We start from the raw sequence: 20,070 nt of genomic DNA, 5'->3' as shown, positions 1-20,070 counted from the left end.
GTGCTGTGGGTTTAGCGAGACCCGCCCAGTCCAGGCGGGTCACGGCTGCTTCAACACCAGGGTAGGCGGAGATGTTCCCGCGGACGCGACGCGTGCCCCGGCCGGTCGGCGCAACCCTGGGCCTCGCGACGTGCCGGTCACCCGCCGACGATGCCCCGTGAGATCAGCGCCGGATTTCCCAGGTCACAGTCGAGGCCGACGATCAGCGCGTCGAAACGTCCTGCCACGCCCGTCGACAAGAGAATCGCGGCGGCCCCGGTGCCGTCGACGAGGATGCGACCGGAACCCACGATCACCACCTCGACCGGTACCAGGTGCGCGGCGGTGCAGCGGCGGAGCGCCTCCACGGAACCGAACGGTGCCCCGTCGGTACGACCGAGGACCGAGAGTGCGGTCGCGACGCCCGCGGGACCCGCCGGGGTCGGGACCGACGACGACTGGGCGCGCGGTGTCTGCCCGGGACCGGTCGCATCGGGCGCCGACACCAGCCGCAGTATTCCGACCGTTCCGACCGCGACGATGATGACCGCGGCGGCAGCCAGTAACAGACGGCCGGCCAATCGACGGTCGTCGCGCGATCGGGAGCGGGCGGGTCGACGCCCGCGGCGTGCAACCGAGATGTCGACCGGTGCGGGATCCCGGCCGAGCGCGGCGAGGGTGGTCGCGACGTCGGCGCGGACCTGGTCGGGAACGGGCGCGGGCGCCGGACGGGCGGAGCGCAGATCGTCGGAGGTGTGATCCAGCGCGGCCAGGATCGATTGTGCGGCAACATCATCGACGATGCGGGAACGGATGTGTGCGGCTGTCCGGTCGGGCAGTGCACCGGCGTGCAGGTCGGCGAGGATCTCCGCCGAATACGGCGGGTCCGGTAGATCGCCGGTCTCGTGGTCGTCTGGTCCCCGAGGGGTCATGGTGTCAGTCTTCCATTCCGGGGGATGGCGGGCGTTCGTGGAGTTCGGCTCGGTTCGGCGTGGTTCACGAGCGGAGTCGGGTCAGAGGAGGCGGCCTCCTGGTCGCGATCCGTCGGATACTTGGACGCGGCCCGCCCCGGTTCGGTTCCCCCCGGCCACGATCTGTCGGGAACGGGATGGACCAGTCGGGGTGATGACGGGTCAGCCGCTCCGCAGATGTCCCAGGACCTGGGCGAGTTTGAGGCGGCCGCGAGCGCATCGACTCTTGATCGTGCCCTCGGCGACACCGAGGATCTCGGCCGCTTCGGCGACCGTGTAACCCTCGATGTCGACGGCGACGATGGCCGCTCGTTGCCCTTCGGGGAGGACGTGCAATGCACGCCCGATCGACACCGACAGGTCGACGGCGGCGATGTCGTCGGTGGTGTCGGCGATGGAGACCACGTCCCATTCCGGCAGCGGCACGGTTCTGCGGACCTTGTTCCGTCGGATGCGATCGAGGCCGGCGTTCACGACGATCCGGTGCAGCCAACTCGTCACCTTGGCATCGGACCGGAAGTCGTGTGCGGTCCGATGCGCGGCGAAGAGGGCGTCCTGCAACGCGTCTGCGGCATCCTCGGGATTCTGGCTTGTCCGCAGCGCCACCGACCACAGGTAATCGAGATGGCGGCTGATGAGATCGGAGAAGGCGTGTGGGTCGCCGGCGAGGTGAGCGTGCAGAAGCTGCTCGTCGCTACGCGTGTCGATCGCGTCGTTCCCCCCGGGCATGGGCTGAGAGTAGTGGAGCCGACACTGCGTCATCCGTTGGAGCGACGGCTGTGCACAGCTGTCGCCGGATGACGGATCTGTCCTCAGGCCGGCCGGTCAGGACTCCAGGCGGGCGCGCACCGCAGCCATCCGCGTCCGCAACTCACTCTCGTCGATGACCCCGCGGTCGAGCAGTGTGTGTGCCAGGGCGACCAGTTGGTTCTCAGGGTAGGGCAGGTCGGCGTAGATGGTCGCCGACAGCCGGTCCTCCTCGTCGCGTCGTTCGACGACGCCGGGGGTACCCGCGTTCACCGCGGTGGCATCGGCGACCCGGTCGAGCGCATCGCAGAGACCGTCGAGGCTCGTCTTCCACGGTGGAACAGGGTTCTCCACACCGTATTTCGCGGCCATCCGGTGCCACACCTGGTTCCGGTCGACGATCTCCTCGAGTGGTCCGTGGGATGATCCGGTGCGTCCGTCCTCGGTCATCGGCTACTCCCCCGCCGGGTGGACGGCCGGACGGATGGTCGAGACGACGTTGGTGGTGACACCCGGTCTGGGGAGCGCGACTCCGATGAGGCAGTCGCGGGTGATGATCTCCGACAGCTGCTGCTCGGTCCATCCGTCGGTGCCTGCCGGGCGCTGCGGCATCACCATGAAGCGGTGCTTCTGATTGGAGTCCTGCACGCGTACGGAGACACCCTCCGGGAGCTGGAGTCCGAACTCGGACAGCACCTGTCGCGGCCACCGCACCATCCGGCGACGGTAGTTCGGCGTTCGGTACCACTCGGGCGAGTTCCCCAGGATCGGGCGCGGATAGCACGAGCACAGCGCACACACGATCACGTGATGGATCGTGGGGGTGTCGGCGAGGATCTCGAAAGCCGTGAAATCGCTGGGTGTTCCGAAACCGGTCGGTTCGAGCCAGTCGACGCCGACCTCTTTGCTGGCGGCCATCGGGTCGTCGAGTGCCAACCGCTCGAACTCGGGGTCGAGCCAGGCCCGGGCGACGAGCGTCGCCGCGGGCGTCGGCCCGATCTGTTCGGCGAACTCGGTGAAGCGGCGGTGCTCCTCGGCGGTGAAGAGTCCCTTTTCGATGCACAGCTCGCGCAGCGCGATCTCGAGTACCTCGAAGTCGGTGATCTCGTCGACCATCGGCTTGACCGTCCGGTCGTGGTCGTGATCGTGGTCGTGGTGATCGTCGCTCATCGGCGGTCGTCCTCTCCGCCGGCGGATTCGAGCCAGCGTTCGGGGATCTCGGTCTGCAGGGTGTCGTCGGCGGGCCCGGTGTAGCCGTGCCAGAGGTCGCCCATGGTGAACCGGACCACGTAGAACCACTCCGGTTGGGCGTCGGAGAGACCCCAGGTCTCGTCCTCGGGCGCTGGGCTCTCGTAGGCGACGGCCGCGACCTCGCCGACCGCGCCCCGGACGTATTCCGGTGTCCGCGTGTACAACAGGACGGGCAGCTCGCGGACCCGGACCCGGTCCCCGATGCCGAATGCGGCGTCGCCCGCCCGCCCGGCGTAGATCTGCGGGTCGCCGATTCCGATGGCGTGCCGGTGGTGTGTGTTCCGCGGGACGTCGGATCCGTCTCCGACGCTGCGCGGGCGGGCCTCGAGACGCCGGCCGTCCAGGCCGCCCGCGTATCGCTCCCGGACCTCGAGCATGCGTTCACTGAGCTCGCCGAGCGCGATGTGGTGCTTCTCGACGAGAATTCTGGCGACCGCCAGCAACCAGCGTCCGTAGTACGGGATTCCGAGGTAGACCGCGCGACCGACGTCGACGTTGCCGATCCGACGCCGCTCTTCGGACAACCAGATTCCGCGCCAGGCGAGCACCTCACACATGACATAGGTCATGTGCTCCCATTCTTCGTACGCCTTGCCCTCGTAGGTGATCGGTGCGTCGGGCTCACCCCCGACGTCGTGCACCGGCTTCATGTAGGCGACGAATCGATCGTGGTCGAGGAGATCGGGCGTCGGGGCATCCGGCAGCTCGGGATACGAGGAGTGCAGTCGCGCAACGAGTTCGAGTTGTCTCGCACGTTCTTCGGCAGTGCTCACCGGACACCTCCCGGACCTTTGTCCGACGGTTGCAGCGCAGTTGCAGGAGAACTTACACGCCGACCGCGGGGTTCAGGAGCGTTTTCGGCACGCCCTTGCTGCCCGATCCGAACGAACGACAGCCGCGAGCGCATCAACCCTTCGTGGCTCGTCGCTTGCGCTCCTCGCACCTCAGGGAGCAGAGGGAGGGCATCGTCTTGACCCCACACAGCAGCGGTTCTGTAGTTCTTGCGGATACGGGAGCAGCCTCGAAGGGTCAGGTCAGAAGCCGGCCGTAGGCGGCGACGAAGAGCTCCACACAGACGTCGAGGATCTCGTCGAGCGCGTAGCGTTCCGCGTCGGCCTCCCCGGCACCGGCGACGTACCAGTCGACGAGAAGCTGGGTGACTCCCCCGACCAGGCCCACCGACGCCAGCCGTTCGCGGTCGGACGTCGGTCGCGAGCCACGAGCGAGTGCCAGGATGAGCGCGGCCCAGTCGTGGATCGCGCGCATGCGGACCCGCTCGATCTCCGGGGACACCCCCACCACTTCGACGAGCATCACACGCGCGCGCCGGGGATCGTCGGCGAGGCAGGACATGAACGCCCCGAGAGCCGCTCGTGTGACCTCCGGAACACGCTCGGCGGCAACGCCTTCCGCCGAGTCCGATGATCCGGGGGCGGCGCCGGCGATCTCCGCTGCGGCATCGACGGTCGCCGCCCGGACGAAGTCGACGCAGTCGTCGTACACGGCGACGAGCAGGGCGGCGCGGTCGGTGAAGGACTCGTAGAAGTATCGCTGCGTCAGCCCGGCGAGGTCGCAGATCCCCTTCACCGACACGTTCGCGTATCCGTCGGTTCCGAAGGCGTCGAGCCCGGCCGCGATCAGAGCGGCTCGACGGCGTTCTCTCCGCTGCGTCGGATCGGCCCCGCCATAGCGTCGCCCGGGCGGGGTCGCCGTCGACGGGGTCGGGTCCGGCACGGCTGTCACGCGAGCTCCCTCCCGGGTCTTTACATCAGATCTTCTGACACGTTACCTTGTCAGAAGTAAGTGACATGGCGTCGTGTCAGATATCGCTGTGAGGGGACAATCGTGCTGGAGTTCTTGCCGGAGCCGATGCGTGAGCCGACCGTGCTCGCGATCCCGTTCTTCGTCACCCTGCTGGCCATCGAGTGGTTCGCCGCGGCCAAACTCGAGCACGATGACACCGAGACGGCGCCGCCGGGTGCCTACGACTCGCGGGACGCGCGTTCGAGCGTCTCGATGGGACTGGTGTCGATCGCGACCAGCGCCTTCTGGAAATTCCTCGGACTCCTGCTGTACAGCGTGCTGTTCGCCTATGTCGCCCCGTGGCAACTGCCCGCGGACGAGTGGTACACGTGGATGATCGCCTTCCTGGGCGTGGACTTCCTCTTCTACTGGAGTCATCGCGTCTCGCATCGGGTCCGCCTGGTGTGGGCGACCCATCAGGCCCATCACTCCAGCGAGTACTTCAACTTCGCGACGGCGCTGCGGCAGAAGTGGAACATCAGCGCCGCGGTGCTGATGTGGATCCCCCTACCGCTCCTCGGCATCCCGCCCGCCTTGGTGTTCGCCGCCTACTCGCTGAATCTCATCTACCAGTTCTGGATTCACACCGAACGGATCGGAAAACTGTGGGCACCCGTCGAATTCGTGCTCAACACACCGTCGCATCATCGGGTGCACCACGGCTGCGACCCCGAGTACCTCGACCGCAACTACGGCGGGGTCTTCATCCTGTGGGACCGTATGTTCGGCACGTTCGCACCGGAGATCCGTCGGCCCCGTTACGGCCTGACCAAACCGGTGGACACATACAACATCCTGCGACTGCAGACGCACGAATATGCGGCGATCGCGCGGGATGTGCGCGGTGCGTCGACGTGGCGCGCCCGCCTCGGCTACGTCTTCGGGCCGCCGGGATGGACGCCACGCGACCTGGTCGGAGAGCAGGTGGCGGGGACGACTGGCGCATCCTCGGAAGGCGTCTGACGGAGCGGCCTCAAGGGCGAGGTCGGTCGGGCGCCATATGCGGTCACCGTGCCGATCGTCGTGACGAGTGAGATGAGCGCGGTCTGGATGCCGAGCACCGCCGGGCTGATCACGAAGCCCATGAGCCAGACCTCAACTCACGCAATCTGGTTCGTGCATCTGAGCCTGCCGCGAACAGGTATCCGAGCCCTGCTGCCACCACCGTCGCCCCGAGAACGGCGCAGCGCCCGAGGCCCCGGGGTCGGTCCTACGCTTCTCGCGTGTCAGGCGGTCGCGTGAGTACCGCGGGGCGGCCGAGGGAACCGTCACGGTCAGATACGAGCGCGCGGTATCAGGATGGCGTATGCCAGTTTCTTCAATTGCCCGTCGATGCCCGGCCGCGAGCGGAGCTCGGGGGACGAGATCACGTGGCCGGCGAACCCGGCCAGAGCCTGCTCCAGCAGGAGCACGTCGAGCGTGTCACCGGCGGCGGCTCCGTCGAGTGCCGCGATCGACGTCCCCAACAAGCCTTCGATGCCTCGACGGATGACCGTCCACAAGATCTCGGTCTTCCCTGCGTGCTCGTGATAGACGGTCGCCACCGAGACGCCCGCGTGGGCGGCGATCTCGTCGATACGAACGTTCCGGAAGCCGCGTACGAAGAACAACTCGGTCGCGGCGTCGAGGATTCGTTCGCGTCGGGCGATCGGACTTCGACGTGATCGTGCGTCATCTGTCCCCACCACAACAGGAGCCGTGGCCAGGTCACAGTCGAGAATCGAGTCCGTGAGCGCCCGCTGGACCTGCATGAGGCGCTTGGCCGACAGTGAGCCACGCATCCGGGCCGTGCTCGAGTACACACTGAGGACAGCGGTCGCGAGTAGTTCCGCGCCCGCCGGGTCGACCGCGGGTCGGGCGGCGCTGATCTTCGCCGCCAGCGTGTCCACGAGTCCCCCGAAGGAGCGATTCAACTCGGACAGGCCCGATCGCTCCAGGTGCAATCGTTCGCGGTTCCAGAGGATGGAGACATCTCGATGCGCGGTCATGTCACCCAATGCGTCGAAGAACAACCCGATTTGCTCCTCGGGAGTGCCACCGCGCTCCTGCGCATCGGCCATGAACCGGCTGACGGTCCGCACCTGCGCGGTCAACGCCTGCGCGAGGATGTCCTGCTTGGACGGGAAATGTCGGTACAACGCAGGCCCGGTCAGTCCGACCGTCGCACCGATCTGTTCCATGCTCACGTTGCGGTAGCCGAACTCCTGAAACAGGCGTGTCGCCTCTCGGACCAGGTGTTCGAGCCGGAGTTCGGGCAGTCGAGCGCTCTTCGCACTCGCGGTGTCTGCGGATTTCGACACTGGTGTCGAGGGCAGCGGTACAGGAGACCGCGCCGATGGATCTGCGTCATGACCCGCTCGTACGCGAGTGCCGTCGTCGTTCATACTCGTTGGTCGTAACTCGGACCTCGAGTTGCACGCGCCGATAATCGCGGGGCGCGGTCAGGTGCTCGACCGGTGCGTCAGCCGGCCATCGTGACGCGCGAGATCTCGGCCTGATAGCCGCTTCCCGAACTCGGCAGGCTCGTGAGCCAGACCATGACGTAGCGGGTGGTCGGCGGCTGGGCGATCGGAATCGTGGTGGACGCCTGGTCCACCTGACCCGACGCCACCGTCGTCGTCCGGGCGAACGCCGGACGCGCCGACGGCGACGTACGGATCTCGACGCTGATCCCGGGCGTCGGACTCTCGATGGTGACCGACCGCACCGGGCGTTCCGCTCCGAGGTCGAACATGAGGCCCAGCCCCGGCTTGAGCCCGCCGAAGTCCGGACGCCCGCGATAGTTGTCGGTCTGCCACGGCGGGGCGGCGCCGGTGATCACGTTGCGTACGTTCGCCGAGTTGTCCGGTGTCTGCGCGGAGAAGTCGACGACCGAGACCGACTGCAGCGCAATGGGTTGCGGGGCCGCCGGGGCCGCGGGCGTCGGCGGCGGCTGGGCGCCGGGCGGAGGCGAGGGCTCGGTCGTGGTGAGGATCGAGTCGATGTCGCTCGAGCCGCTGCTGCCGCCGAAGATGTTGGTGGCACCCACGATCAGCGCGATGACGATGAACAGGGCGAGGAGTCCGGCCCCGATGAGCAGCGCCAGGTTGCGGCGCGGTGGCTTCGCGTCGCCACCGGCACCCAGTCGGGGCGCCACGCTCACCGGCTGCGGGGCGTCGGCGTCGGTGATGGCGGGCAACATGTCGGTGTTCAGGTCGACGACCGTGGCCTGATCGAGGACGTGCTGCACCGTGGCCGCGGTACGGATCCCGCGGGAACCGTCGAGCGCGCGCGCCGCGACCGCCGAGATCTCGAACGGGATGTCGGGCTTGCTGAGCCGCGGCTCGACCGGTTGTCCGTCCTCACCGGGTGTGGCCACGGGGATCCCACCCACGGGCTCGGTGGTGTCGGCGGTGGTGATCAGCCGGGACCCGTCCGCGGGATCGAGCGCCCAGCGGTTGAGCAGGAGCGCGTACAGCACGGCCCCGAGGCCGCGGACATCGGACGCCTTGTCGTCCCCGGCGAGGGTGCCGGGGAACGCGAGCACGGCATTGCCGTCGTGGCTGATGCGGATGCGGTCGGGATGGTCGATGGACAGCGCGCCACCGGAGCGGTGGGCGATCTCGGCGGCCGCGGCGAGTGATCGGACGGCCCGCGCGGCGCCGATCGGCGACGGTCCCGACCCGGCGACATCCGCCAGGGACGATCCGGGCACCCATTCGGCGACGACGATGCCGCCCGACGATCCGCGGACGACGTCGAGGACCCGTGCCACCCCGTCGGAGTTGATCTGGCCCAGGCGCAGGGTGCGCGACAGCACGGCCTGCGGTCCCTGATCGGACATCTTGGCGGCCTGACCACGCTCGGGCGGCGGTGCGAGCTGCTCGGCGTCGACGAAGGTCAGCGCGACCTCGCGGTCGAGGTTGATGTCCTGGGCCCGCCAGAACTGCAGACCGCGGGTGCCGCCGTGCTGCTCGAGCAGTCGGTACCGGCCGCCGGCGACCGCAGCGCCGGGGATGAGGCGTGGTCCGCGGCGGCGTGGGCTCGCCGCGCTGTCGGCCGGACCGGTCTCGGCGGCGGGAGTCGGGGTCGGTGGAGTGGGTGCGTCGCCGGCTCGGGGCTCGGCGGGCGGCCCGGTGGCAGCAGTGGTGTCGACCTCACTGTCACTCACGCGACGGACTCCTCTCCTGCGGTATCTGATGTCGCGCGGTACCGGCGCGCGTTCGGGGATGGGGCGCACATCCCGGGTCGCGCCGATCGCGCCACCGGAGTGTACGGAGTACGACTGCCACGTCGCGGTACCTCTGTCGAAGCGGCGCAGCACCTGTACCTGACCAGAGTACGGGAGCGATTCGTCGCCGGTGACGCGCGGAAACTGAACTGTGATCGCCGGTGACTGTTCACGTTCGGGCTGCGGCGGCGGGGCGAGCGCCGGGATGAACCGGCCGAGCAGACGGCGTACGGCCAGCCCGATCGCGACGACATCCGGTACGCGGGCCGCGGCGAGACCGGCGTAGGTCACCGCGAGCACCACCGCGGCGGTCAGCCCGAGGTAGAGGACCGACCCCACCTTGCCCAGCCAGCCGATCATGTCGTCGAGGCCGGTGAGTTTCGCGACTGCCCACACGGTGGCGGAGACCCCGATCGAGACAGCCAGGGTCACGACGGACGTGCGTGCCACATCCGAGAGCCGGGCCCCGCGAAGACGGCTGCGGAGCAGGAAGTGCCCGACGACGGCACCGACCAGATAGCCCAACCCGTTGGACAGCGCGAGCCAGCGCACGACGAGTTCGGGATCGTCGAAGAGCACCGGCCCCAGGTACGACGACACCACCTTCACCACGGTGATGCCCAGCGCGATGAACGTCGGGGTCCACGCGTCCTCGCGGGCGTAGAACACGCGCAGCTGGACGAGGGTCATCGAGTACGGGATGAGGGTGAACGCACCCCACGACAGCACCGAACCCAGCTGCGACGCGGAGGCGGCGTCGAACTTGCCGAAGTTGAAGACGGCGATGGCGATGGCCGGTCCGAAGAACGTCATGAACGACACGACCGGGACGAGGGCGACCATCGTCAGTCGCGTCGCCAGGGACAGATCGTCGACGACCGCCTTGGTGTCGTCGGCGGTGGCGTTGCGCGACAGTCGCGGCATGATCGCGGTCAGGATGGTCACGCCCAGCACGCCGTACGGAAGCTGCAACAACTGCCAGTGGGTGAAGTAGATGCTGACGCCCGACGCGTCGGCCGACGATGCGATCCGGTAGGTGACGATCAGGCCGACCTGGAGCAGCGCCACATACGCGACGATCGCGACGGCCATGTTCCCGAACTGGCGCAGGCGCGCGTCGATCCCCCACTGCAGGCGCAGCCGCACCCCCGACTTGCGGAGGAACGGCACCAGTATCAGCGCCTGGAGCACGACACCGGTCGTGCAACCGATGCCGAGCACCAGGAGCTGCGGATCGGACATCCGGACGGGGTTGAGGGTGATCTCGCCGGGCACCACCGCGTAGAGCACGAGAGTGGTGATCTGCACGACGTTGTTCAGTACGGGCGCCCACGCACCCGGCTTGAAGTAGCCGCGCAGGTTGAGGATCGCGATGAACAACGCGGACAGGCCGTAGAACAGGATCTCCGGCAGCAGCAGGTAGGCGAGCGCGGTCGACAGCTCGCGATTGACCTGCCCGTCCCCCAGGTTCAGATAGGTGAGCAGCGGCGCCGCGATCACCGCCACGACCGTCGCGGTCCCGAGGACGACGACGGTGATGGTGAAGATCCGGTTGATGAAACCCTCGCCGCCGTCGTCGTCCTCGGCCTCGGCCCGGGCGAGCAGCGGGATGACGATCGCGGTCAGCACGGCGCCGAGGACGACCTCGGCGATCATGTTCGGCAGCACGTCGGCCGCCTGGAACGCCGAGGCGATGGCAGGGCCGAGCATCGCGAGGATGAGCACGGTCCGCAGGAAGCCGGTGATGCGACTGAACAGGGTTGCGATCGCGATCGACCCGCTGGTGCGCAGGATGCTCGAGTCCGAGTCCCGCGCCAGACCGGTCGACGACGCTTTCCCGTCGGGCGCCTTCCCCTCGGGCGCCTTCTCGTCGGGTGCCTTCTGGACGGACACCGCGCCGGCGGCCACCGGACCGTTGGACGGTCGGCGGGGGTCGGACGCGGTCATGACCCGCGTGTTGTTCTGGGCCGGTGACACGTCCGGCGGGGCCGGCGTGGGTGCCGGTGGAGTAGGTGCCGATGGCGCGGGCGGACGCGGGGCCGAGGGTGCCCGCCCGCCCGGTCGCGGCGGCGCGGGTCGTGGGGCCGCAGACCGCGCGTCGGGCGATCCTGGTGCGGCAGGCCGTGGCGCAGTGGGTCCCGGGTCCGGGGACCCGGGCGGGATCCGCGTCGGAGGCACCCGGCCACCCGGAACCCGGTTCGGCGGAATCCGCTGGGGTGCGGCGCGCTCGGGACGCTGGGGCGGCACCGGGCCGGGTGTCCCCGACCGCGGTGCACGCGGCTCATCGTTCCAGGTCACGTCGCTAGGGCCGCCGTCCTCGGGTCGTCTGATGTCGGTCATGGAGGGTCATCGCCCGGTTCCTCGCCGTGCGTCCGACCCTCGCTCTGCAGGGTACGGCGTCGCTCCTGATACCCGCTTCCGGCAAGCATTCGCTCGAGTTCGTCGGGCTCGGGACGGTCGGCGTCGGCGGGATCGGGCTGGCCGCGGAAACGATGCCAGAGGCGACGCGCGGTGAGCAGGACCAGCGCTGCCGCAGCGATGATCGTGATGTAGAACAGCGGCTTCCCGTACGCGTTGGTGTGCACCGACAGGCTGATCGGCTGGCCCAGTGGCACGCCGGTGACCGTCGACAACCGGATCTGCACACTGATCGCCTCGGAGGCGTCGCCCTGGGTGGGCAGCTGGATCTGCCGGGTGCCGCGCGCCGGGATCTCGATCACCCCGAGGTCGCCGATCTCGATGCCCGCCGGCTCCGACGTGGTGATCCGGGCACGCACCGGGAGCGCGAGGTCGTTGCTCACGACCAGCAGCAGCGGACTCCGCTCGGAGGCCAGCGTGTAACGACCGCCGGGATCGAGGATGGTGACCGACTGCGACATCCGGTACAGGGTCGACGAGACCGCGTCGATGCGTTCGGTCTGCGCGCGCCGCAGGTGGGTGTAGACGGCCGACCCCTGGGCATCCGGGGAGCGGATCGCCCGGAGCTGGTCCTCGCGCAGCGGCGACATGTACCGCTCGGGGGTGGCGGCGACATCCGCCGAGCGCACCAGGGCGCCCTCGAACTGCCAGCTGTCCTCGACATTGCGTCGTATCGATCCGGTCGCGTCGCTCGTCAGCACCGAGCCCACCTCGCCCACCGGACCGACCCCGGGCGGGTCGATCAGCCGCGCCTGCTCGGGCGCGGAACCGAGGTCGGCGGCCAGCGTCGACAGCGGAGCCGGTGTCGCGGCACCCGATTCGAGGAGCAGCCGTGCGGTGGTGAACAGGGCCTCGGCGTCGGCGGACGTGGGCGACCAGTACGTCGGGGGCATCAGGAACGCCGATCTGCCGACGACCGGGTCGGGCGACGGGCGTGCCCCGGGTGCGGTCGGACCGGGTTCCGGCGCGGCGATCGCGGGATAGGCGAGGGCACCGATCGCGCTCTGGCGCCTGCTTCCCTCGGACTCGTCAGACAGGTCGACGCGCTGACTCGGAGGCGTCAGAGCGGGGGTGGACGGCGCCGTACCGAGCGCGGCGAACGAGGCGGTCACAGGTGCGTCGTAGGTCTGGGCGGCGAGGTCACCGATCCGGTAGCGGCCGGCGGCGTCGCGGCGACCGACCGGCGCGACGGAGTTCGACGACACCGCGGTCGCGGTCATCTCGGCCTCGGTGAGGGCGGCGGCGCCGTCGGCGTCGATCGCCCCCAGGGCGGGGATCGAGAGTCCGCGCACGCTCCGGACGCCGAGCACGGTGTCGATGATGTCCGCCGGTGACCGCAGCGCGGCCTCGGTGAGGCCGGTGTTGCCGATCCGGGTCAGGGAGGTCAGGTCGGCCTGCGCGTACGGCAGGGCCACCACACACATCCGCTGCGCGATCCATCGCAGGCCGGTGAGCCAGCGACCGGCGGCGTCCACGCCGTTACCGGGCCGGGTCGTCGACCTCGGATCGGCGGGATTGTCGGACACCTCGTACCCCAGCGACATCGCGCGCACCGTGACGACGAGGTCGGGGTCGATCGCCAGGCACATGCTGTCGGCGAGCTTCTCCGAACCGGGCAGTGCGCTCGGTTCCGGGTTCTCCGGTGTCTCGGATGGCGGGGTGTCCGATGCCGCCGAATCAGACTGTGCGGGTGGAGGTTCCCCGACGACCCGCTGCAGCGCGGCGAGTAGCTCGGCGAGTCTGCCGCCGTCGGCGAGCGACCGCGCCATGTTCTCGTTGATCAACCGGACCGGTTCGGTGTTGCCGCCCAGCACACCCGGCGCGAGCTGCGGCGGGGCGGCCAACGGCCACACCATCGTCATGCGTGCCGGGCTGGACAGGTTCGCCGACACCGACCCGTCCGGCCCGAGCCCGACGACCGGGTCGGCGTCGGAGTACTCGGTGGACGGGTCGACGTAACCGGCGGCCCGGGTGTCGTCGGGCGGTAGGGACAAGACCGGCAGCAGCATCCGCGATCCCGCGACCTGCGCGGTGTTGCCGTACTCGGGGGTGCCGTTGACGTTGACCTGCATCGGGTACACGCCGGGCTGGGAGATGGCCAGGCCCTGGCCGTCGGGACCGTTGTTGGCCGAGAGTGCCATCGACATGCGGAAGCCGACGCTCTCGCCGGGGGCGAGCGAGTCGGACAGCGCCTCGAAGGGGCCGGCCACGGCGACGGCCGGATCGTCGTCGGCGAGGTCGGTGCGCAGGCCCGCGGCCGACGCCACCGGATCGCCGCGCTCGAGCCGGATGGTCAGGTCGGTGATGGACCGGTCGCCGACGTTGTCGACGCGTCCGCTGACGGTGACCACCGGCCGGCTGGTCGTGGTCACGATGTTCGGGGTCATCGAATCGATGACGATGCGGGCGAAGCGGCTCGGTGACCGGTCCGACGCGCCGGATCCGGCGTCGGAATCGCTGGTGGCCGTCTCCGGCGCCGCCGACGCCGGTCCCACCGCGCCGGACAGGACCGTCAGACCGAGAACGGCCAGGACCACGGCGGAGGCCAGCGTCGCGAGCGCGCCGGACCGCATCGCATGCGAGAAGGCGAGAGAACGAGACGAACGGGGCTCGGCGGCGGACGGGCGCGGCTCAGCCATCGCCGGCCGCGGGCCGTCGTGGCCGGCGCCGGCGCCGGCGCGGACGAACCGGGGGCGGTGGCTCGTTGCGGCGCTGGTTGCGCGCGGCGGCGGCTTTCTCATAGGCGTTGGGTTCGGTGCGGATGCTGTCGGCCTCGGACTGGGCCAGCCGGGTGGGGTCGGCGGCGAGTTCGGCGATCACACCCCGGGCCATCCGGGCGAGTCGCCGCTCGTCAGAGTACGTGAGCCGACGCGGGAGCTCGTGTAACGGCACCCAGGCCACCTCGGACACCTCGTAGTCGGCGTCGGACAGCTCGCCGCCCGTGCACCGCAGCAGGTAATGATGCACGGTCTTGTGGATTCGACGACCTTCGCTGACGAACCAGTAGTCGATCTTGCCGAGCGGGGCCACCACCGTGCCCTGGATCCCGGTCTCCTCCTCGACCTCGCGGATGGCGGTCTGCTCGGCGGTCTCGCCGGTTTCGATGTGTCCCTTGGGCAGCGACCACATGGTGCGGCCGCGACGGTCGACGCGACCGATGAGCGCGGCCGACAACTGGTCGACGGGGAGGTCGAGGTCGGAGATGACGAGCCCGCCTGCCGAGGTCTCGCGCACGGTGCGGAGTTTCTCGTTGCCCGCGCGGTCGGGGTGGGCGCGCTCGGCAGCCGGGCGTTCGGACGCACGGTCCGCCCGAGCCGCGCGCCGTCGACCCTTCGACGCCTTGCCGCCGGCTTGGGTCAGACCGGTCTTGGTCAGCTTGGCGCTGACGGCGACCATGTCCGACGGCTTCGGCGGGGTGACGCGGGGTCGCGCACGATCGGGATCGACCGGGAGCTTGTCGACGGGCTCGGCCTCGACCGGATCCGGGCACGCGGGATCGGCGGCCCGGGCGCGGGCGAGGTCATTGGGAGTCGGGTGATGAGTGCTGGGTGCCGGTTCGGAGGCCGGGTTGGGCGAGCCGGGTTTGTGGCCCGGCCGCGAGCCCGCCTGGCCGGGAGTCGGCTGTTTGTTCTTGGGTTGGGCATGACCGCTCTGTTTGTGCCCGTGCGGACTGTGCGCCGTCGGGGTGTGCGCGGGCGCCGCACCTCGGTTCTCGGACTTGCGCCGGCCCCGGCGGCGTCGGCCGCGCCGGGCACGACGCCCCTGGCCGGAGGCATTCTGCTCGCCTTGTCCGCCACCCTCGCCGTGCGCACCCGACGAGACGCCGCTGACGTCTGAAGGGTTGGTCGAGGAATCGGTGGACACTCCACGATGCTAGCGGCTGGTCACCTGCAGTTTGTCCGGACGCCTCCGAGGGCGCGTAGGTTGTGGATTCGCAGTGTCGCGAGTGCGCCGGGGGTGTATGAGTCGTCGCCGACGAGCTGTGCGGCGTCGTCGTCGCGGGTCACGACGGTAGGGTGGCAAGCCGTGAACGACACTTCCTCGTCCGGTGCGGCGGCGTCTGGGCCATTCCGGAATGGGGCAGCCCAGCCGGACCAGGTGCACTCGGCGGACCCGGAACGGCGCACCCGCCTGCTCGCCGCCGCGGCGATCGCACTGCGCGACCTCGACGACGTCCTCGTGCCCCTCGGCAAGCTGTTCGAGACCGCCGGCCACGAGCTGTACCTGGTGGGCGGCTCGGTGCGCGACGCGGTTCTCGGGCGTCTGGGCAACGACCTCGACTTCACGACCGATGCGCGCCCGGAGACGGTTTCGCAGCTCCTCCGCGGCTGGGCCGACGCGTTCTGGGACGTCGGCATCGAGTTCGGCACGGTCGGGGTCCGCAAGGGCGACCACCTGATCGAGATCACGACGTTTCGCGCGGACTCGTATGACCAGGTCAGCCGCAATCCCGAGGTCACGTTCGGCAAGACCCTCGACGACGACCTGATCCGACGGGACTTCACCGTCAACGCGATGGCGGTCCGGATCGGCTCGGCGGGCGCCCAGGACTTCCGGGACCCGCTCGACGGGATGACCGCCCTGCTGGCCGGGGTCATCGACACCCCCGCGACGCCCGCACAGTCCTTCGGCGACGACCCGCTCCGGATGCTGCGCGCCGTCCGGTTCGTCTCCCAGCTGGGATTCCGGCTCGCGCCGCGCGTGTGGCAGGCGATCACCGACATGAACGGTGAGATCGAACGCATCACCGTCGAACGCATCCGCACCGAGCTGGACAAACTGATCTGCGGCGAGTTCCCGATCGAGGCGATCGACGCCATGGTCGAGACCGGTCTCGCCGAACGCGTGCTGCCCGAGGTGCCCGGCATGAAGCTCACCATCGACGAGCACCACCAGCACAAGGACGTCTACCAGCACTCACTGACCGTGCTCCGCCAGGCCATCGATCTCGAGGACGGCGATCCGGACCTGGTGCTGCGCTGGGCGGCTCTGTTGCACGACATCGGCAAACCCGCGACGCGGCGGCACGAACCGGGGGGTGGCGTCAGCTTCCATCACCACGAGGTCGTGGGCGCGAAGATGGTGCGCAAACGGATGCGGGCGCTGAAGTATCCGAAGGCGGTGGTGTCCGACGTGGCGCAGCTGGTCTTCCTGCACCTGCGCTTCCACGGTTACGGCGACGGCGCGTGGACCGACTCGGCCGTCCGTCGGTACGTCACCGATGCCGGTCCCCTGCTCGACAAGCTGAACAAGCTGGTGCGCGCCGACTGCACCACCCGCAACAAGCGGCGCGCCCGGCGACTGCAGCAGAACTACGACAGTCTCGAGCAGCGGATCGCCGACCTACAGGCGGCCGAGGATCTCGAAAAGGTCCGGCCCGACCTCGACGGCAACGCGATCATGGAACTCCTCGGCGTGCCGCCCGGTCCGATCGTCGGACAGGCGTGGCGTCATCTGAAGGAGCTACGCCTGGACCGTGGACCGCTCAGCCGCGACGAAGCCGAGGATGCCCTTCGCGAATGGTGGGCGGCGCGCAGCGGTCAGTGAGGACTGCGAGACGCCCCGGGCGTTTCAGCTCGCCGGCGCGAACACCTCGATCGCGTGCGGTACCGCCTCGAAGACCGCCGGCAGCTCGCCGACGAGGTCACCGTCGACCGACACGAGGGCCGGCGGATCGCAGTACAGCTCGACCTCCGCGCCGCGCATGGTCCGGACGTTCGGACTGTCGATGTGCTTGCCCGAGAACACCTTCGGGAAGACGCGCGCAATCGTCCAACGTGCCAGCCGCGGTGGGTTGAGCGCGAGGGTCACGTCGAGCCGGCCGTCGGTGATCGACGCCTGCGGCGTGATCTTCATGCCACCGCCGTACGACGTGGTGTTGCCGATCGCGGCGAAGACGAGGTCGGATTCGACGGCCTGGTCGTCGACGCGGACCTGGTAGTGACGCGACCGCAGAGCGAGTAGTTCGAGCAGCGCCGCGATCGTGTACCGGGACTGTCCGCGCGGCCGGCGCATGTCGATGGCCCGCGCGGTGACCGCGGCGTCGAACCCGGTGGCGGCGACCGTGCTGAACAGCGCGGTCTGCCCGTCCGGGAAGCTGACCCGGCCGAGGTCGATGGGTCGCCGGTGGCCGGCCAGGATGACCTCGACGGCGTCGGCCGGCTCCAGTGGGATGCCGAGGTTGCGGGCGAAGTCGTTCCCGCTCCCGGCCGGGATGACGGCCAGCGGCTTGCCCGACCCGATCGTGGCCTCGACCGTCAGACGCACCGTGCCGTCGCCCCCCACGACGACGAGGACGTCGGTGTCCCCCCGGGCAGCCTTGCCGGCGAGATCGGCGGCGTCGGCGATGTCCTCGCCGACGATGATCTCCACCTCCACGCCGCGGGCACGCAGCAGTTCTGCGGCGTCGTGGGCGACGCGCAGGCCCGTTCCGTGCCGTGCGTACGGACTGGCCACGAGTGTGGCGTGTTCGATAGTCATATGAGTCGGCCCCCCGCCGTTCAAGTGATCCGTTACAGTGTTACACATCATGGCAATCCGTAACGAGGAGATCGGGGATCTCGTTCTGGATGCGGCACGGAGCTGTCTGCTGCGTAGCGGCGGACGCAAGGTGACTGTCTCCGAGGTGGCCCGACAAGCAGGTGTCAGTCGACCGACGGTGTACCGCCGGTGGCCCGACATCAACGAGATCATCCGCGGGCTGTTGACCCGCGAGGTCTTGGGAGTCGTCGAGGACGCGATCGGCGGACGAGGCGAACCCGCCGATCTGGATGCGCTGGTCGATCGGGTGGTCGCGGTCGTCGGTGCGCTCCGCGACGACGAACTGATCGCCTCGCTGTGGCGCGAGCAGCGAGACTTCATGGCGCCGTATGTCTTCGAGCGTCTCGGTACGAGTCAGCAAGGGGCGCTCGCGATTCTCTCGGACATGTTGTCGCAGGCCCAGGAACGGCGCCACGTCCGGGCGGGTGACGCCAAACGGATGGCGGCGATGGTGCTGCTGATCGCGCAGTCTTTCCTTCAGTCCGGGGCACTGGTCTCCGACATCATCGCCGAGGGCTGGAGCACCGAGTTGCACGAGATGCTGGCCGGGTATCTGCGTCCGGCCGGTGCGGGCGTCGACGGATGACGTCGTGAGCGCCGGTCGCGCGGTGCGAGTCTGATGGCGACCCTGTCCGCCGACACCCGTCGTCGTGCGCTCGACCGTCTGACGTCCGGCGATCCCCTGGATCTGCTGGTCATCGGCGGCGGTGTGACCGGCGCCGGGGTGGCGCTCGACGCCGCGACCCGTGGCCTGCGCGTCGCGCTCGTCGAGAAGGACGACCTCGCGGCCGGAACCTCGCGCTGGAGCAGCAAACTCGTCCACGGTGGTCTCCGTTACCTGGCCAGGGGTGATCTGCGGATCGCGCGCGAAAGTGCCGTCGAACGTCATCATCTGATGACCGCCATCGCTCCGCATCTGATCGCTCCCCTCCGCCAGATCATCCCCGACCGTGGCGGCAGGCAGACCTCGATCATCCGATTGGGCCTCCGCGCGGGAGATGTGCTCCGACGCAACGCCGGTACCCCCGACTCGCTGTTGCCGCCGCCGACCCGGGTGTCGGCGCTGGAGACCCTCGCCCGCTTCCCGGCGGTGTCCCCCCACGGTCTGCGCGGCGGTATCTCCACCGCCGACGGTCAGCTCGTCGACGACGCTCGGCTCGTCGTCGCCCTCGCACGTACGGCGGCTGGCTACGGCGCATCCGTCTGCACCCGGGTGCGGGCCGAGCGCGTGGACGGCCGCGGGGCCACCCTCACCGATCAGTTGACCGGTGAGAGCTTCGACGTCGGCGCGCGGATGGTCGTCAACGCCACCGGTGTCTGGTCCGGCGGTATCGACGATGCACTCGCCGTACATCCCAGTCGGGGAACGCATCTCGTCGTCGACGCGGCGCGGTTGGGATTCCCCGACGCCGCGCTGATGACCCCGCTCGGCACCTCGGTGTCCCGGTTCGTCTTCGTGATCCCCGCGCAGCTGGGGCGCGTCTACGTCGGCCTCACCGATGTCGCGGCGCCGGGGCCGATCCCCGACGTCCCGATGCCGGACGAGTCGGAGATCGACTTCCTGCTCGACGCCGTGAATCCCGCTCTCGCAAGGCCGTTGGATCGCTCGGACATCATCGGCACGTTTGCGGGTCTGCGACCGTTGGTCGACACCCGCGGCGGCGGCCGCGACTCCGACGCCCTCGCCGACGTCTCCCGGCAGCACCACGTCGGCGTCCGCGGCGATGGTCTCGTCAACGTCCTCGGCGGCAAGCTCACCACCTACCGGCGCATGGCCCAGGACGCCGTCGACGCCGCGCTCGCGACCACCGACCTCACCGCCGGGGACTGTGTCACGGCCACGACCCCGCTTGTCGGAGCCCTGCGGAGTCCGCGCGAGCAGGGGCTGCCGGCTTCGCTCGTGCAGCGGTTCGGCGGGGAGGCGCCGGCGGTGGTGGACGCCGCCGTACTCGCCGGTCCCCTGGATCCGATCGTCCCCGGCATCGATGTCACCCGCGCCGAGATCGAGTTCGCGATCACGCACGAAGGTGCCCTCGACGCCGACGACATCCTGCACCGGCGCACGCGGATCGGCCTCGTGCGTGCCGACGCCGACGCGGCACGGCCGGAGATCGAGCGGATCCTCGGCGAGGTCCTCGGGTGAGCTTGCTC

16 protein-coding genes are annotated in these 20,070 nt (G+C 69.6%); 4 read left to right on the top strand and 12 right to left on the bottom strand.

What is annotated here, in order from left to right; genetic code table 11:
- Positions 1–137 precede the first annotated feature (137 nt).
- From GR168_RS22850 to GR168_RS22825, 6 genes are all read right to left on the bottom strand, one after another.
- Positions 138–911 carry a hypothetical protein gene (locus GR168_RS22850; protein ID WP_068970784.1) on the bottom strand — a complete coding sequence of 258 codons (774 nt, stop codon included), beginning with the start codon at positions 909–911 and terminating at the stop codon, positions 138–140.
- 201 nt (positions 912–1,112) lie between these two features.
- Positions 1,113–1,679, bottom strand: coding sequence for an RNA polymerase sigma factor SigM (gene sigM, locus GR168_RS22845; RefSeq protein ID WP_058252981.1), 567 nt, complete (start codon positions 1,677–1,679; stop codon positions 1,113–1,115).
- 96 nt (positions 1,680–1,775) lie between these two features.
- Complete coding sequence (locus tag GR168_RS22840; protein WP_065630852.1) at positions 1,776–2,147, bottom strand: thiocyanate hydrolase; 372 nt, start codon at positions 2,145–2,147, stop codon at positions 1,776–1,778.
- A gap of 3 nt (positions 2,148–2,150) precedes the next feature.
- Positions 2,151–2,867 (bottom strand): thiocyanate hydrolase subunit gamma, encoded by a 717-nt coding sequence (scnC, locus tag GR168_RS22835; RefSeq protein WP_159371760.1) that lies wholly within the window; start codon positions 2,865–2,867, stop codon positions 2,151–2,153.
- On the bottom strand, positions 2,864–3,721 hold the full coding sequence (locus GR168_RS22830) for an SH3-like domain-containing protein (RefSeq protein WP_065630854.1): 858 nt from the start codon (positions 3,719–3,721) through the stop codon (positions 2,864–2,866). Before GR168_RS22830 ends, scnC begins: the two co-directional genes overlap by 4 nt.
- Before the next feature lie 256 nt (positions 3,722–3,977).
- Positions 3,978–4,691, bottom strand: coding sequence for a TetR/AcrR family transcriptional regulator (locus tag GR168_RS22825; protein WP_159371759.1), 714 nt, complete (start codon positions 4,689–4,691; stop codon positions 3,978–3,980).
- 102 nt (positions 4,692–4,793) lie between these two features.
- On the opposite strand from GR168_RS22825, the gene GR168_RS22820 reads away from it, so the two are divergent.
- Complete coding sequence (locus GR168_RS22820) at positions 4,794–5,714, top strand: sterol desaturase family protein (RefSeq protein ID WP_159371758.1); 921 nt, start codon at positions 4,794–4,796, stop codon at positions 5,712–5,714.
- 311 nt (positions 5,715–6,025) lie between these two features.
- Here GR168_RS22820 and GR168_RS22815 read toward each other — a convergent pair whose 3' ends face one another.
- The 5 genes from GR168_RS22815 to GR168_RS24175 all read right to left on the bottom strand — a co-directional run bounded on the left by GR168_RS22815 (position 6,026) and on the right by GR168_RS24175 (position 15,386).
- On the bottom strand, positions 6,026–7,051 hold the full coding sequence (locus GR168_RS22815) for a TetR/AcrR family transcriptional regulator (RefSeq protein WP_238994979.1): 1,026 nt from the start codon (positions 7,049–7,051) through the stop codon (positions 6,026–6,028).
- Between the two features lie 161 nt (positions 7,052–7,212).
- On the bottom strand, positions 7,213–10,908 hold the full coding sequence (locus GR168_RS22810) for a murein biosynthesis integral membrane protein MurJ (RefSeq protein WP_159371756.1): 3,696 nt from the start codon (positions 10,906–10,908) through the stop codon (positions 7,213–7,215).
- A gap of 389 nt (positions 10,909–11,297) precedes the next feature.
- Positions 11,298–13,952, bottom strand: coding sequence for a hypothetical protein (locus tag GR168_RS22805; protein ID WP_159372004.1), 2,655 nt, complete (start codon positions 13,950–13,952; stop codon positions 11,298–11,300).
- Between the two features lie 58 nt (positions 13,953–14,010).
- A complete protein-coding gene (locus tag GR168_RS22800; protein ID WP_159371755.1) occupies positions 14,011–15,243 on the bottom strand; it encodes an NUDIX hydrolase in 1,233 nt (410 codons plus the stop codon).
- 20 nt (positions 15,244–15,263) lie between these two features.
- Positions 15,264–15,386 (bottom strand): hypothetical protein, encoded by a 123-nt coding sequence (locus tag GR168_RS24175; protein WP_264186656.1) that lies wholly within the window; start codon positions 15,384–15,386, stop codon positions 15,264–15,266.
- A 91-nt stretch (positions 15,387–15,477) separates the two neighbouring features.
- On the opposite strand from GR168_RS24175, the gene GR168_RS22795 reads away from it, so the two are divergent.
- Positions 15,478–16,926: a CCA tRNA nucleotidyltransferase gene (locus GR168_RS22795; protein ID WP_058253767.1), complete on the top strand. Its 1,449-nt coding sequence runs from the start codon at positions 15,478–15,480 to the stop codon at positions 16,924–16,926.
- Between the two features lie 24 nt (positions 16,927–16,950).
- Here the strand turns inward: GR168_RS22795 and GR168_RS22790 are convergent, their stop codons facing one another.
- Complete coding sequence (locus GR168_RS22790) at positions 16,951–17,859, bottom strand: YegS/Rv2252/BmrU family lipid kinase (RefSeq protein WP_159371754.1); 909 nt, start codon at positions 17,857–17,859, stop codon at positions 16,951–16,953.
- 49 nt (positions 17,860–17,908) lie between these two features.
- Between GR168_RS22790 and GR168_RS22785 the strand changes: the two genes are divergently transcribed.
- On the top strand, positions 17,909–18,505 hold the full coding sequence (locus tag GR168_RS22785) for a TetR/AcrR family transcriptional regulator (RefSeq protein WP_065630859.1): 597 nt from the start codon (positions 17,909–17,911) through the stop codon (positions 18,503–18,505).
- 33 nt (positions 18,506–18,538) lie between these two features.
- A complete protein-coding gene (locus GR168_RS22780) occupies positions 18,539–20,062 on the top strand; it encodes a glycerol-3-phosphate dehydrogenase/oxidase (RefSeq protein ID WP_137809154.1) in 1,524 nt (507 codons plus the stop codon).
- Positions 20,063–20,070 lie beyond the last annotated feature (8 nt).

The sequence above is a fragment of the Gordonia sp. JH63 genome, from assembly GCF_009856645.1.
GTDB lineage: Bacteria > Actinomycetota > Actinomycetes > Mycobacteriales > Mycobacteriaceae > Gordonia > Gordonia hongkongensis.
This window is presented reverse-complemented; position numbering and strand designations above follow the sequence as displayed.